Source organism: Solibacillus sp. FSL H8-0523 (assembly GCF_038051985.1).
GTDB lineage: Bacteria > Bacillota > Bacilli > Bacillales_A > Planococcaceae > Solibacillus.
In genome coordinates, this window is sequence record NZ_CP150291.1 from 2,075,007 (window position 1) to 2,089,405 (window position 14,399).

At 39.7% G+C, this 14,399-nt stretch carries 10 protein-coding genes and 1 riboswitch; of the genes, 9 read left to right on the forward strand and 1 reads right to left on the reverse strand.

Annotation, left to right across the window (positions count from 1 at the left end; genetic code table 11):
• Positions 1-12 precede the first annotated feature (12 nt).
• The 5 genes from NSQ62_RS10385 (at position 13) to odhB (ending at position 8,691) form a co-directional block, all read left to right on the forward strand.
• Entirely contained in the window at positions 13-2,055 is a 2,043-nt protein-coding gene (locus NSQ62_RS10385; protein WP_341320069.1) for a diguanylate cyclase, read from the forward strand.
• A gap of 98 nt (positions 2,056-2,153) precedes the next feature.
• Positions 2,154-2,825, forward strand: coding sequence for a response regulator transcription factor (locus NSQ62_RS10390; protein WP_341320070.1), 672 nt, complete (start codon positions 2,154-2,156; stop codon positions 2,823-2,825).
• Entirely contained in the window at positions 2,822-4,219 is a 1,398-nt protein-coding gene (locus tag NSQ62_RS10395; protein WP_341320071.1) for an ATP-binding protein, read from the forward strand. The genes NSQ62_RS10390 and NSQ62_RS10395 overlap by 4 nt, the downstream gene beginning before the upstream one ends.
• Before the next feature lie 320 nt (positions 4,220-4,539).
• Entirely contained in the window at positions 4,540-7,353 is a 2,814-nt protein-coding gene (locus NSQ62_RS10400; protein ID WP_341320072.1) for a 2-oxoglutarate dehydrogenase E1 component, read from the forward strand.
• A gap of 90 nt (positions 7,354-7,443) precedes the next feature.
• Positions 7,444-8,691, forward strand: coding sequence for a 2-oxoglutarate dehydrogenase complex dihydrolipoyllysine-residue succinyltransferase (gene odhB, locus NSQ62_RS10405; RefSeq protein WP_341320073.1), 1,248 nt, complete (start codon positions 7,444-7,446; stop codon positions 8,689-8,691).
• A gap of 205 nt (positions 8,692-8,896) precedes the next feature.
• Here odhB and NSQ62_RS10410 read toward each other — a convergent pair whose 3' ends face one another.
• Positions 8,897-9,055, reverse strand: a complete 159-nt coding sequence (locus tag NSQ62_RS10410; protein WP_341320074.1) for a hypothetical protein — start codon at positions 9,053-9,055, stop codon at positions 8,897-8,899.
• A gap of 693 nt (positions 9,056-9,748) precedes the next feature.
• Between NSQ62_RS10410 and NSQ62_RS10415 the strand changes: the two genes are divergently transcribed.
• The 4 genes from NSQ62_RS10415 to NSQ62_RS10430 all read left to right on the forward strand — a co-directional run bounded on the left by NSQ62_RS10415 (position 9,749) and on the right by NSQ62_RS10430 (position 14,268).
• Positions 9,749-11,200 (forward strand): circularly permuted type 2 ATP-grasp protein, encoded by a 1,452-nt coding sequence (locus NSQ62_RS10415; protein WP_341320075.1) that lies wholly within the window; start codon positions 9,749-9,751, stop codon positions 11,198-11,200.
• Positions 11,193-12,140, forward strand: a complete 948-nt coding sequence (locus NSQ62_RS10420; protein WP_341320076.1) for an alpha-E domain-containing protein — start codon at positions 11,193-11,195, stop codon at positions 12,138-12,140. Before NSQ62_RS10415 ends, NSQ62_RS10420 begins: the two co-directional genes overlap by 8 nt.
• A gap of 49 nt (positions 12,141-12,189) precedes the next feature.
• On the forward strand, positions 12,190-13,044 hold the full coding sequence (locus NSQ62_RS10425; RefSeq protein WP_341320077.1) for a transglutaminase family protein: 855 nt from the start codon (positions 12,190-12,192) through the stop codon (positions 13,042-13,044).
• A gap of 92 nt (positions 13,045-13,136) precedes the next feature.
• Positions 13,137-13,322: riboswitch (Lysine riboswitch) on the forward strand.
• A 115-nt stretch (positions 13,323-13,437) separates the two neighbouring features.
• Positions 13,438-14,268: a transporter substrate-binding domain-containing protein gene (locus tag NSQ62_RS10430; RefSeq protein WP_341320078.1), complete on the forward strand. Its 831-nt coding sequence runs from the start codon at positions 13,438-13,440 to the stop codon at positions 14,266-14,268.
• Positions 14,269-14,399 lie beyond the last annotated feature (131 nt).

A 14,399-nucleotide genomic window follows, 5' to 3' on the forward strand; every position in this document is an offset into this window, starting at 1 on the left:
GGGGGGATATGCATGAGCACAGTTTTTTCTGTTGAGCAATTCGAAATTGTATTTGGTAAAAGTCGTGACGCGGTATTTTTTATGGAGAAGGACGATACGGATTATCGCTATGTCCATGTGAATGAAGCTGCGACAAAACTAATTAATATGAATCCTACAGGAAAACTGGTTGGGCAAGTGGTACCCCCACATGTAGCAAAAAATATCTTGAATTACTATAACCAGACACTTCAAACTGGTGAGCAGGTTGATTATGAGGATTATACGTATACGGAAATGGAAGTGCGAAAGCAGCGTACATCAAACGTTCCAATAGTTGAAGGCGAACATCAATATATTTTAGCGATTACAAAAGAAGTCCATATGAGCCGTGATCGGGAAGATAAATATTTATTTATGCGCTCGATATTTTTTAATTCGTTTTTATCAACCATTTTAGTTTCGAATGATATGCGACTCATTGAGGCGAATCCGACATTTGCTGAGGAGTACAATTTACGAACAGACTTTAAGGACAAAACGATTTTTGATATCCCCTTTATCGATCCGGAAACAGCTCCTCATTTACGTAGTTATATACAGCAAGCGCAAAAGGGCGAAAGTGTAACGTCAAAAATGCTGAAATTCATTGATAAAGACGGGCAAATGCGCTACTATACGGCGACGTTTTCTTCATTGACAAGTAACGATCAAATTTTTGCGGTGTTTATCATCTTGCAGGAAATTACCACCTTCATTAAGCAACGCCGTGAATTAAAAACGGTTTCGCACGGTTTGCAAACGTTCAAAGACGCCATAACCTCGGCAGCGGATGTTATTTTTACCGATACAAATGGCACGATTTTAGATGTTAACGAGCGAGTAATTGAAAATACGGGCTATCATCGTGAAGAACTCATTGGTCAAAAGCACAGCATGTTTAATTCAGGCTATCATGAAAAAGCATTCTTCGACACCTTGTGGAGCACAATTAAACAGGGCAAGGTTTGGCGTGAAGAGGTGTGTAATCGAAAGAAGAATGGCGAACTTTACTGGATAGATTCTACGATAATTCCTCTAAAAAATGAGCAGGGGCAAATTGAACAATATTTAGCCGTACAATACAATATTTCATCAAATAAAAAATTAATGTCTGAGATGTATAAAATCGAGCAAACATTCCGTGCGATTACTGAAAACACCAATGACTTTATCGTCATCACTAACCAAGCAGGTGAGATTAAATATGCATCCCCGTCATATGCTCGTAAGCTAGGCTATCAAGATTATGAATTAATAGGCGTGCCATACGAACGATTGTTAAAATCGGCTAGCCGTGAGATTTGGCGCGGTGTCATTCAGCAACCACGTCAAAGCCCCGTACAAGAGCAAAAAATTGAGTTACAATTACTCTCAAAAAACAACACATCGATTTGGACGGAAGGGAATTATACGATTTCACTTGATTTACACAATAAGGATGTTTCAGAAATTGTCATGGTATCGCGTGAAATTACCGAGCGTAAAGAGCTTGAGGACCGTCTTACCTATTTAGCATATCACGACAGCTTAACCCAGCTCGGCAATCGTCTCAAACTGTATAAAGATTTCCCGTATTTGCTTGAACGAGCAAAAATTACTGAATCTAGCTTAGCGCTCTTTTATTTAGACGGTGACCGTTTTAAACAAGTAAATGACATTTACGGTCATGATGTTGGCGATGAGTTTTTAAAGCATTTCGCTCAAGCTCTTGTTAATAGTGTACATCATGATGATTTGGTCATTCGCCTAGGTGGGGACGAGTTTTTAATTGTTGTTGCGGGTCTATCACTCGAGGCGGAAGCAAGAACAGAGCAAATAATTGAAATAATTGAAGCAATTAAAGAGCAGTTAGCGATTGGTTGGACGATTCGAGACGTACATTTCGCGCCAACAACATCGATTGGCATTTCGATTTTTCCAGATCAAAGTTCAAACCTAGATGATCTCATTGATCTAGCAGACCAAGCGCTTTATGAAGCAAAACAGTATTCAAGGAATTCATACCGGATTTCTGAATACCAGATAAATATATAATCTAAGGGGGCGGACTCTTGCTCCCTTTTTTTCATGGCGAAAATAAGTACTCGTGGTAAACTAAAAGTAATTTTTCATGAAGGAAAGAAGGAATATTCGTGAAACAAAGAATTTTGATTGTAGAAGATGAGAAAAGTATCGCTCGTTTTTTAGAGCTTGAACTGCAACATGAACAATTTGAAACCATGCAGGCAAATGACGGACGTACGGGATTGGATTATGCGCTCTCACAACGCTTTGACTGTATTTTGCTCGATGTCATGCTGCCTGAGCTAAACGGCATTGAAGTGTGTCGTCGCATTCGTAAAGTAAGTGATGTGCCGATTTTACTGTTAACAGCGCGTGATGCGGTTTTGGACCGTGTCGCTGGCCTTGATGCAGGGGCCGATGATTATATCGTGAAGCCGTTTGCAATTGAAGAGCTACTTGCCCGTATTCGCTCTATTTTACGTCGTGTGAAGCCAAGCGAACAAAAGGACATACTGGTTGTCCGGGATCTTGAAATCGATGTGAGTGCTTATGAGGTAACGTTTGAAGGGCAAAAGCTAGAGCTTACACGTAAAGAATATGATTTACTCAAGCTACTCGTAGAAAATAGCAATCATGTTTGTACGAGAGATGTCATTTTAGAGCAGGTTTGGGGCTATGAGACGGAAGTCGAAACAAATGTAGTCGATGTATATATCCGGCACCTGCGCTCAAAACTGCAAACAGAGGAATTGCCGTACATTGAAACTGTACGCGGTGTAGGGTATGTGGTGCGCGCATGAAACGAATAAAGGAAAAAGCGATTAACGCATCGCTAAAATCGAAATGGATGCTAGCAGTCGGGGCGACAATTTTTATTAGCTATGCGCTCATCTCTGTCGTGTTGTATGTCGCCTTACAAACATGGCTTTTACACAACGAAGAAAAAAATGCGGTGCGTACTGTAGATGATATGACGAGCTTTTTTGAAGCACAAAGTAGTACTGTTACAATACAGAAGCTACAAAATAATAGCGCGCTAATGAAAGCCATTTTAACACAAGAGCAAACGGTCCGAATTTTTAATTTTGACGGCATTGAAGTGATTCGCATAAATGACGTGACACCAGTAGCGCGGTTCCCGAAAAACGAAACGAATCACACATTAATGATGGAGCGACAATCCATTGATGGGGTAGATGCCTTTGTCGTCCACCAACTTGTTCAGATTGGACCCTTTCAAGGAATTATGCAGCTGATTCATCCGTTATCGACGTTTCAATCCATGATGAAATATATTTTAACTACTATTATTATAGTAGGAGCTGGCGCGTTATTATTTTCGGTTTCGATTAGTTATTATTTGGCAAATGTATTAATGAAGCCGCTTGTACAACTGCGAGATGCGATGAATTTAGTACGTAATAACGGTTTTAAAGCACAGCCAGAGTTTCGTTATAAAGCGGATGATGAGATTGGTGATTTACTTCAGATGTACCGGGCATTAATGAACGAGCTAGAAATTTCGTTTACGCAGCAACAGCAATTTGTGGCAGATGCCTCGCATGAACTAAGAACACCGATTCAGGTGATTGAAGGGCATTTATCGCTCTTATCGCGCTGGGGAAAAAATGACCCAGCGGTGTTAGAGGAGTCACTTCACACGTCGTTAGCAGAAATTACGCGCATGAAAAAGATGATTGAAGAGCTATTGCAGCTTGCACGACGCGAAGAGGTAGATGTAACACAAGGCGCGGATATCGCAGCGGTGTATGAGCAGGTACGGAAGGAGCTTGTGCAGCTCTTTCCACAGGTGATTTTCGAGTTAAATGTACTAGGGCATCCGACGTTTGTAGCCGTATCAGAACATGCATTAATGCAAATCCTTAGAAATATTATGAGTAATGGGATACGCTATAACCAACTACAGCCAAAACTAAAGACAACAATTGATTATAGAAACCTAGCAGTTACTGTCACGATTCAGGATAATGGCATCGGTATTGCACAACAACATTTACCACATATTTTTGATCGTTTTTACCGCATTGATGAAGCGAGAACGAATGAAATTAGTGGAACCGGACTGGGATTAAGTATTACAAAAATGCTAGTGGAAAAATACCAAGCCGAAATAAATGTCGAAAGTATCGTAAATAAGGGGACAGTATTTATACTAGATTTCCCGAAAAAATAGACTAAATTTAGTGATTCTCCGTGTATTTTCGATAGTTCACGAAAAAAAATGCTTAATTTTATAAAAATAGTTGTATTTTTTGTGAGGAGTAGTAAGATTGAGATGGAAAAAATGTTCTTTAGCGCGTTCAGACAATGTTCTTTTAGTCTGCGATAAAGAATGGTAAAATATGATTTGATTTATTTTGGAAGATAAAAAAGTTTTCTTTATTATCGTCAGCGGATAAAACAACTTTTTGAATAGTATTAATATTATTCAAAATCTGTTTTTCTAAGTAAATTATTGGAACAGCCATTAGGCAAAATTTGGAGGTTATTTTCATGTCGAACAATGTATTACTTGCAGGTTCTCCATGGTCAGCATTCTCTGGTCCTAACTTAGGTTATGTACTAGAGCAATACGACTTATTCCTGCAATCTCCTGAAGAAGTAGAACCGGAATTAGTACAATTATTCCAAGCTTACGGTGGTCCTGTATTTGCAGATGGTCAAGCACCAGTTGCAACAACTACAGCTGCTCAAGCAGGTTCTGGAGACTACAAAAAAGTATTAGCTGCAGTAAAATTAGCAGCATCTATCCGTGAGAATGGTCACTTTGCGGCAGATCTTTATCCATTAAAGAACCGTGTATTAGATACAGCTCGTTTTGAAGAAAGCGTATTCAATCTAACAGACGCTGATCTTGCTGCGATTCCAGCTGAAGTGTTCTTCACAACAGTGCCAGCAGGCGTTACAAACGGTAAACAAGCAATCGACTACTTAAAATCAGTGTACTCTGACAAAGTTGGCGTTGAAGTATCACACTTACAAAATCCAGAAGAGCGCGCTTGGATTGAAGCACAAGTAGAATCAGGTGCCTTCAAACAAACATTAGCTGCTGATGAAAAGAAATCAGTTTTAGAGCGTTTAACACGCATCGAAAACTTTGAAAAATTCATTCACAAAACATTCGTAGGTCAAAAACGCTTCTCTGGTGAAGGTTTAGACACACAAATTATTTTATTAGATGAAATCATTAAATCGTCGGAAAACAATGGCGTTAAAGACGTACGTATCGGTATGGCTCACCGTGGCCGTTTAAATGTGTTAACACACGTATTAAACAAACCATACGACATGATGTTCTCTGACTTTGCACACGTTTCAAATGACCTATTCTTACCAGAAGACGGTAAATTAGAAATTACAAAAGGTTGGACAGGCGACGTTAAATACCACATGGGTGCTTCATACACGTATGATTCTGGTTTAAACGTTAAATTAGCTTACAACCCATCTCACTTAGAGGTTGGTAACCCAATCGTAATCGGTTCTGTTCGTGCTGCACAAGATGATACATCAGCTGCAGGCTTTGCGAAACATGATGCTGCTAAAGCACTAGGGATTATTTTACACGGTGATGCTGCATTCGCTGGTCAAGGTATCGTGACTGAAGGTTTTAACTTCTCACAAGTTAAAGGTTTCACAACAGGTGGTACTGTACAAATTATCGCTAACAACATGATCGGTTTCACTACGGAATTATTTGATTCACGTTCTTCTAACTACGCATCTGACCCAGCAAAAGGTTATGATATCCCAGTTATTCACGTGAACGCAGATAGCCCAGAAACTGTTGCTGCTGTAGGTCGCTTCGTTGCTGCTTACCGTGCAAAATTCAAAAAAGACATCGTAATCGATTTAATCGGTTACCGTCGTTACGGTCACAACGAAACAGATGACCCAACTGTAACAAACCCAGAAACATATAAATTAGTTGCTAAACAAGAACCAATTCGTGCGTTATACGGTGCTGAATTAGCGACTGCGGGTGTATTATCTGCAGACGAAGTAAAAGCATTAGACGCGAAAATTTACGCTGAAATGCAAGCAGCATACGATCACGTTAAATCGATGGCAGAAAAAGACGAGCACAAAACGCCGGATATGCCAGAAGAATTAAAAGTTGAATTCCCAGAAATCAACACAGCTGTTGATATGGAGCGTTTAACGAAAGTGAACGAAGATTTACTAGTATTTGAAGAAGGCTTTGAGCCACAAAACAAATTAGGTAAAATCTTAGCAAAACGTCGTGATGCATTTGCTGAAGCGAAAATTGACTGGGGTCATGCAGAAACATTAGCATACGCTACAATTACGCAAGACGGCACACCAGTTCGTTTCACTGGTCAAGATGCACAACGTGGTACGTTCTCTCAACGTCACTTAGTATTACATGATAAAAACAATGGTGCTGAATTCACACCACTACACCACGTAGAAGGCGTGAATGCTTCATTCACAGTTTACAACTCACCACTTACTGAGCCAGGTGTAGTAGGCTATGAATATGGTTACAACTTAGAAAACCAAAACGTATTATCTGTATGGGAAGCACAATTCGGTGACTTCTCGAACATGGCACAAGTAATGTTCGATAACTTCATCTCAAGTGCTCGTTCTAAATGGGGTCAAAAATCTGGTTTCGTAATCCTTTTACCACACGGGTATGAAGGCCAAGGTCCAGAGCACTCATCTAGCCGTATGGAACGTTACTTACAATTATCAGCTGAAAACAACTGGTTCGTAGCAAACTGTTCAAATGCAGGTAACTACTACCACCTATTACGTCGTCAAGCAGCACTTTTAGGTACTGAAGGCGTTCGTCCATTAGTAGTTGTTTCACCGAAGAGTCTACTACGTCACCCATTAGCTGCAGCATCTGCTGATCAACTTGCAAACGGTCGCTTCCAAGAAGTTATCGAGCAAGAAGGCTTAGGTAAAAATGTAGAAGCAGTTGAAAAAGTAATTCTTGGTACAGGTAAAGTAATGATCGACCTTGCTGAGCGCGTGAAGGACGGAGAAGGTTTTGATCACTTACACATCGTACGTGTTGAACAAATCTATCCATTCCCAACTGCTCAAGTTCAAGAAATCATTGCGCGTTTCCCGAATGCAAAAGAAATCGTTTGGGTACAAGAAGAGCCTAAAAACCAAGGTTCTTGGACATTTGTTCTTGAAACATTATATGATATCGCTGAAGGCAAAAAAGTACGCTATGTAGGACGTCCTGCAATGAGCTCAACTTCTGAAGGTGACGGCGATTCACATAAAGCAGCACAAGCGAAGTTAGTAAACGAAGCGCTTGAAAAATAATTAGTAAACTTGAATCAATATCGGCTACTCTAAAAATAAGAGTAGCCGGCTATACAAATATGTATAGCGTAATTAAAGGAGGATATTAACGTGGCTGAAATCAAAGTCCCTGAGTTAGCAGAATCAATTACTGAAGGCACAATTGCCCAGTGGGTTAAAAAAGTTGGAGATCGCGTAGAAAAAGGCGAATTCATCGTAGAATTAGAAACAGATAAAGTAAACGCTGAAATCATCTCTGAAGAAGCAGGCGTATTAACACAAATTTTAGCTGAAGAAGGCGACACTGTACTTGTAGGTCAAGTAATCGCAGTAGTTGAAGCTGGCGAAGGCGCAGCACCTGCTCCAGCAGCTAAAGAAGAAGCACCTGCAGCACCAGCTCCAGCACAAGAAGCTCCAAAAGCGGCAGCGCCAGCTCCTGTAGTAGTTGAAACTTCTGGTGAGCGCGTAATCGCATCTCCAGCAGCTCGTAAATTAGCTCGTGAAAAAGGAATCGATCTTGCAGCGATTTCTCCAGTAGATCCACAAGGCCGCGTACGTGTTCAAGACGTAGCAGCTCACGGTACAGCTCCAGTTGCACAAGCAGCAGTAGCAGCACCTGTAGCGAACGGTCCAATGATCTTCACACCAGCTGGTGACTCTGATCGTGTAACAGTTGAAAAAATGTCTCGCCGTCGTCAAACGATTGCAAAACGTTTATTAGAAGTTAAACAATCAACAGCAATGTTAACTACGTTCAACGAAATCGACATGACAAACATCATGGCATTACGTAAACGTAAACAAGAACAATTCGTGAAAGCAAACGACATCAAATTAGGTTTCATGTCATTCTTCACAAAAGCTGTTGTTGCAGCACTTAAAAAATATCCATACGTTAACGCTCAAATTAACGGTGACGAAATTCACTTAAACAACTTCTTCGATATCGGTATCGCGGTATCAACTGAAGAAGGTTTAGTAGTACCAGTAGTTCGTGATGCTAACGCTAAGAACTTTGCTGAAATCGAGAAAAACATTGCTGAATTAGCAGGTAAAGCTCGCGACAAGAAATTAGGCTTAAACGACATGGCTGGTGGATCATTCACTATCACAAACGGTGGTGTATTCGGTTCATTAATGTCAACGCCTATCATGAACGGTACACAAGCTGGTATTTTAGGTATGCACTCAATCGTTAACCGCCCAGTAGCAGTTAACGGTGAAGTTCAAATCCGTCCAATGATGTACGTGGCATTATCTTATGACCACCGTATCATCGATGGTAAAGATTCTGTAGGCTTCTTAAAAACAGTTAAAGAAATGATCGAAAACCCAGAAGACTTATTATTAAACTCTTAATCGGTAGCGATTATATTGAAACCACTCTGCATTTTGCAGAGTGGTTTTTTGCATTTAAATTAGAGTTTAGCGACGTTTTCGTATGAAGTGTGGGGGGCGTGTACACACCTTCTAGCTAATATGTGAGTGCATAAGAAGTGAGGTGGTGCGTTAAAAGAAATAGTGTTTAGAATTCGATGAAACTAAACACTAATAAAGGGTAATTCTATGATGGGTTAATAGGAGTAGGATTATTATCTTCCTGAGGTGGTCCTTCAGTTGAAAAGAGGTCATAAGCAATTAAAGTAACCTCTAATTTTTCTTCAAGACTTTTTATTTCGTTAATCTGCTCAGATCCAAGGTTTGCAAATTTTCTTTTTACCAAATGAGTCGCATCCTTTCTTGGTTATATAAGTTAGTATGAGTACTAATAATGTATTTAACCTGAATAATTTATAGGAAGATGAAAAGTGAACTGCTTGAAAAAGACAACCATCAGCCAACATTCAGATATCACAGAAATAATTTTATTTCTAAAATGAATGATTTAAATGTGGAGAGTTGGAGTAGATTAAATTAAGAGAAATCCAAGTATTGACTTCATATAACTGAATATTTAGAAAATATTGCGTGGGAAATAAGCAAGAAAAAATGAAATCTCACATACATCAGCTAAATAAGCAAGATAATGCTTAAAAGCCACTTGCTTATACGAAATTAATTATATGAAATGAAGGGAATGACTTCTAGGGGAAATAGCGTACAATTAAAATAAGAGTGCTCCTGCAATTACTCATCAAAAGCTTGGAGACATGCTCAAAATAGCTTTCTCTGTATCGCAATACAATGAAAATAAACCTCGAACCAATCCTAATCAACTCGCTCCCTTTTCAACGTAGGAGAACAAACTATATTCATATAATTTTAATTCATCTAAAACTTTCTTAGATTATGTTTCCAAGTGACAAAAATAGGAAATATATATAGTTATAAGAAAATTTATTTCGCACAGAGAAAGGATTTTCTCTGTCGAATCGTGTATTTATACTAAGTAGGTACATAATGAGGAGGGCGATGAATGTTTAAGACATATGAAACCGCAACATTTTTTGATGAAATGCTTGAGCAAGGCTTACCAAAAAAACATTATATTCCGTTTTATGAACAGCTCTTACAATTTACGAATGAGCAGTTGGTGCAAAAGCATAATGCTGCGCAGTCGAGCTTTCTACGTCAAGGAATTACCTTTACCGTTTATGGTGCAAAGGGTGGGACGGAGCGTACGATGCCGTTTGACTTTATTCCGATCATTATTCCGAATGAAAACTGGAAAGAAATCGAACGAGGGATCAAGCAGCGTGTGAAGGCATTAAATTTGTTTTTACAGGATGTCTACAATGAGCGAAATATACTTAACGACGGCCTGATTCCGGCGCATTTAGTAGATGATAATCCGTATTACTATCGCCAGGTCATTGGGGCCAATGTCGCGATTGGTAATCATATTTTCATGGCGGGTATTGATTTAATTCGTGATGAATTTGGAACGTATCGTGTGCTTGAGGATAATTTACGTAATCCATCCGGGCTGAGCTATGTATTCCAAAACCGCTATGTGATGCGTAAAACGTACCCAGAGTTTTTTAGTGCCTATGCATTAGAGTCTCTAGAGGACGTGATGCGTGATATGCAACAAGCCTTATTATCGCACCGTCCACAGTATTTAGAACCGTCAGAAGAGCCGCAAGCGGTGTTACTTACAGCTGGTGTGTATAATTCGGCGTACTATGACCATGTTTTTTTAGCAAAGGAAATGAATATTCCGCTTGTCGAAGGCCGTGATCTACTTGTAAAGGATGATCGGGTGTATTTAAAAACCATTCATGGTCTTAAGCGTGTCGACATTATTTATCGACGCATTGATGATGATTTTTTAGATCCGACGGTGTTCCGTGAAGATTCACTGCTCGGTGTTCCAGGTATTTTACACGCATATAAAGAGGGCAATGTGGCCATTTTAAATGCCGTTGGAAATGGTGTTGCCGATGATAAGGCGATGTATGCATATGTTCCTGATATGATTCGCTATTACTTGTACGAAGAGCCAATCATTGAAAACGTAAAAACGTATTTATTAAGTAACGAAGAAGAAAAACAATACGTGCTAGATAACTTAGATAAGCTAGTTGTAAAAAATGTAGGGGCTTCAGGTGGCTATGATATGCTAATTGGCCCGCATGCGACAGACGAACTACGTGAGATTTTCCGCGAAAAGATTCTCGAAGCGCCGCATCAATATATCGCCCAGCCAACAATCATGCTGTCACGTGCACCGGCTTTTCAGAAAGAGCGCTTTTATCCGTGTCATATCGATTTGCGAATTTATGTCATTCAAGGGACCGAAACACATATCGTCCCAGGTGGCTTATCCCGTGTGGCATTAAAAGAAGGCTCGCTCGTTGTGAACTCATCACAAGGTGGTGGCGGTAAGGATACATGGGTGTTAAAGGGGGACGAGGGGCATGCTTAGTCGCGTAGCAGATTCATTATATTGGTTAGGGCGTTACAGTGAACGCATTTATACAAATGCTTACATTGCAGACGCGCAAATGGACCAAATGTTGGAGCTTGGTCGCACGGATGGTCAGTACGAACAACAATGGTCGTGTGTACTGAGTATTGGTGGGTATATGGATGATTACGAGAAACGCTATAGCCATTATGAAGAGGAAGATATGTTATTTTACCTACTTTCCGATAAGCAAAACTTCAATTCGATTGAAAGTTTGCTGCAAAGTATTCGAGACAATGCGAAAAATACCCGTGACTCCATCCCTAAAGCATTATTTGAACAGTGGAATAGTCTATTCCTAACGAATCAAGAAAACCCATTACAAGCGCCGTACAACGTGTTAAATGCGACGGAGTTTTTATTGACGGTTCAAACAACGAGTTTAACCGCAACAGGGATAATCGATTCCTTAATGACGCGTAATGAATGCTTCTTATTTGTGAAAATCGGTAAATGGCTAGAGCGCTCTGAAAAGACGGCGTTAATTTTATTGACATTGATGGAAAATGCCAGTACATTAAATCGTGATTTTGCGGTTACGTATGCACTTCAGTTAACGAATACACTAGACGAATATACACGTCGATCCCGTCATCGTGAAGCCGATTTAGTTTTGAAATTCTTAATTCAAGATGCGTATTGCTCACGTTCGGTTTCTTACGGCGTACGAAAAATCAAAAAAACATTATTAGAGATTGAAAATAATGAAATTCGCTCGTATGCAACACATTTATTTGAAATAATCGAAATTCTAGAACAATTCATTGAAAAAGACCCAACGCCCATGTCACGCGAAGACCGCATTGAATGGGTACGAGAAATCCACAGGCAATGCATCCAACTTGGTCCGATTTTCTCACAAACGTATTATTTAACCGAACCAATTTTAGTGGAATAAAAACACCCTAGACAGATGTTAAAGATTAAAACTTAAGGGGAAATGAGCAATGAAATATCAAATTACACATACTAATATTTTCAGGTACGAAACCGAGGTGGAACAATCTCTCAATACAACTCGATTAAAGCCACGTAACAACGAATGTCAACGGCTCATTTCACATGATGTTAAAATTAGCCCGCATTCATTAACGCGCGATAATATCGACATTTGGCGCAATGCAGTCGGCACATTTTTTATTGCGGAAAAGCATAGTGTATTAGAAGTCATATCGGTTTCGCATGTAAGTGTTCAGCGCGCACCGTATATTTATCAAATTCATTATTCGGATGAAATGCGCAATATCTTTCATTCAGAGCTTTTTAGAGAGCACTACTTACCGTTTCTAACGACATCGCGCTTCACGACATTACTCTATGATCAACTAGAAGAAATACTAGCGGCAGTTGGGCCGATGAAAAACCCGTTGAAATTTGCATGTGATCTAATGACCTATTTATACCATTCAATTACCTATGATCCAGCCGCAACCACGATTGATACAACGGCAACGGAGGTATGGAAGCAGCGCCGAGGTGTGTGCCAAGATTATACGCATGTCATGCTTGGAGTACTACGTTTTGTCAATATTCCAGCGCGTTATATTAGCGGCTATTTATATGTAGGAGAAGGCGATAATTTAGTTGGTGATACGGCAACACATGCTTGGGTAGAGGTAATGGTGCCGGGGGTTGGTTGGATAGGCCTAGATCCTACAAATAATGTCGAGGTACTTGAAAATCATATTAACCTTTGTGTCGGTCGCGATTTCCGTGATGTTTCTCCAATTGAAGGCGTGTATCAAGGTGGTATGCATACACTTGAAGTAAAAGTACTAGTAGAAAAAATAGCACACTCTTAAAAAAACGTTAACTTTCTGAAAAATGCATATTGACGGAAATGTCGCAATAATGTAATATGAACCTATCAATTTCATATCAAAACCTCACAAACTCGTGAGGTAGAGGCGCGTTATTTATTAGTTTCTTATGGAGTCATCGAGCTGGCTAAGAAGTTTGAAAGAAGGAAATATCGCCGAAGTATTGTAAGTGCTCATACTTTTAATGCTGGGTCTGCCGTGAATAATTGCAGAACTGTCTCAATCGTCATCCCAGATGATTGAGTTGTGCTATCTCAAAATGGGAATGTAGAGGATTTGGGCTAAATATACATGTTTAACGACCTGAAGATCTTCTTTTAGGTCGTTTTTTGTATACATGAATCCCAAAAAATATATAAAAAGGAGAGATTTACAATGAAAAAGAAACTATTAATCTTGTTAACAGCTATGATGACGATGCTTGTATTAGCAGCTTGTGGTTCAGACGATGAAACGACAGGGGATTCAGGTAAAAAGGTAATAAAAGTAGGGATGGAAGCAGCCTATGCACCGTTCAACTGGTCTCAAAATGACGATTCTAATGGCGCAGTGTTAATTAAAGGTTCAAAAGAATATGCAGCAGGCTATGACGTAGAAATCGCGAAAAAAATCGCGGACGGCTTAGATATGGAATTACAAATTGTAAAAACAGACTGGGATGGCTTAATCCCATCATTACAATCAGGTGCAATTGATGTGGTAATCGCGGGTATGTCACCAACAGAAGAGCGTAAAGGGACAATCGACTTCTCTGAAAACTATTACACGAGTGATTATGTAATCGTTGTAAAAGCAGATGGACCATATGCCGATGCAAAAACATTAGCAGATTTATCAGGTGCAAAAGTGACGGGCCAACAAGCAACAACGCACTATGATGTGATTGACCAAATTCCTGGAGTAAATAAACAAGTAGCAGGTACAGATTTCGGTGCAATGCGTGTTCAGTTACAATCAGGTGCAATTGATGCTTATGTTTCTGAGCGTCCAGAAGGCGTTTCAGCTGAAATGGCTTTAAAAAATATTAAATATATTGTACCAGAACCAAACTTCGAAGCAGATCCTTCTACAACTGCAATCGCTGTGGGTCTTAAAAAAGGCTCTGATTTAACAGAACAAATCAACAAAGTATTAGCTGAGATTTCGGAAGAAGCGCGTCAGAAATTAATGGAAGACGCAATTGCAAACCAACCAGCAGCCCAATAAGCTGCTAAACAAATAGGTTGTCTTGCCGGCAAACGAGCAAGACAACCTTTTGCTTTTGAAGATAAGAAAGTATAAAATTTTTGCGTTAACAGTCTCAAAGCATTCGCGCCAGCCCCTCGGCATTTCGAACC

Excerpts from the sequence above, each read along its gene's own strand:
- NSQ62_RS10385 (WP_341320069.1), top strand. The coding sequence starts at position 13 with ATGAGCACAGTTTTTTCTGTTGAGCAATTCGAAATTGTATTTGGTAAA.
- NSQ62_RS10395 (WP_341320071.1), top strand. The coding sequence starts at position 2,822 with ATGAAACGAATAAAGGAAAAAGCGATTAACGCATCGCTAAAATCGAAA.
- NSQ62_RS10400 (WP_341320072.1), top strand. The coding sequence starts at position 4,540 with ATGTCGAACAATGTATTACTTGCAGGTTCTCCATGGTCAGCATTCTCT.
- NSQ62_RS10415 (WP_341320075.1), top strand. The coding sequence starts at position 9,749 with ATGTTTAAGACATATGAAACCGCAACATTTTTTGATGAAATGCTTGAG.
- NSQ62_RS10420 (WP_341320076.1), top strand. The coding sequence starts at position 11,193 with ATGCTTAGTCGCGTAGCAGATTCATTATATTGGTTAGGGCGTTACAGT.
- NSQ62_RS10425 (WP_341320077.1), top strand. The coding sequence starts at position 12,190 with ATGAAATATCAAATTACACATACTAATATTTTCAGGTACGAAACCGAG.
- NSQ62_RS10430 (WP_341320078.1), top strand. The coding sequence starts at position 13,438 with ATGAAAAAGAAACTATTAATCTTGTTAACAGCTATGATGACGATGCTT.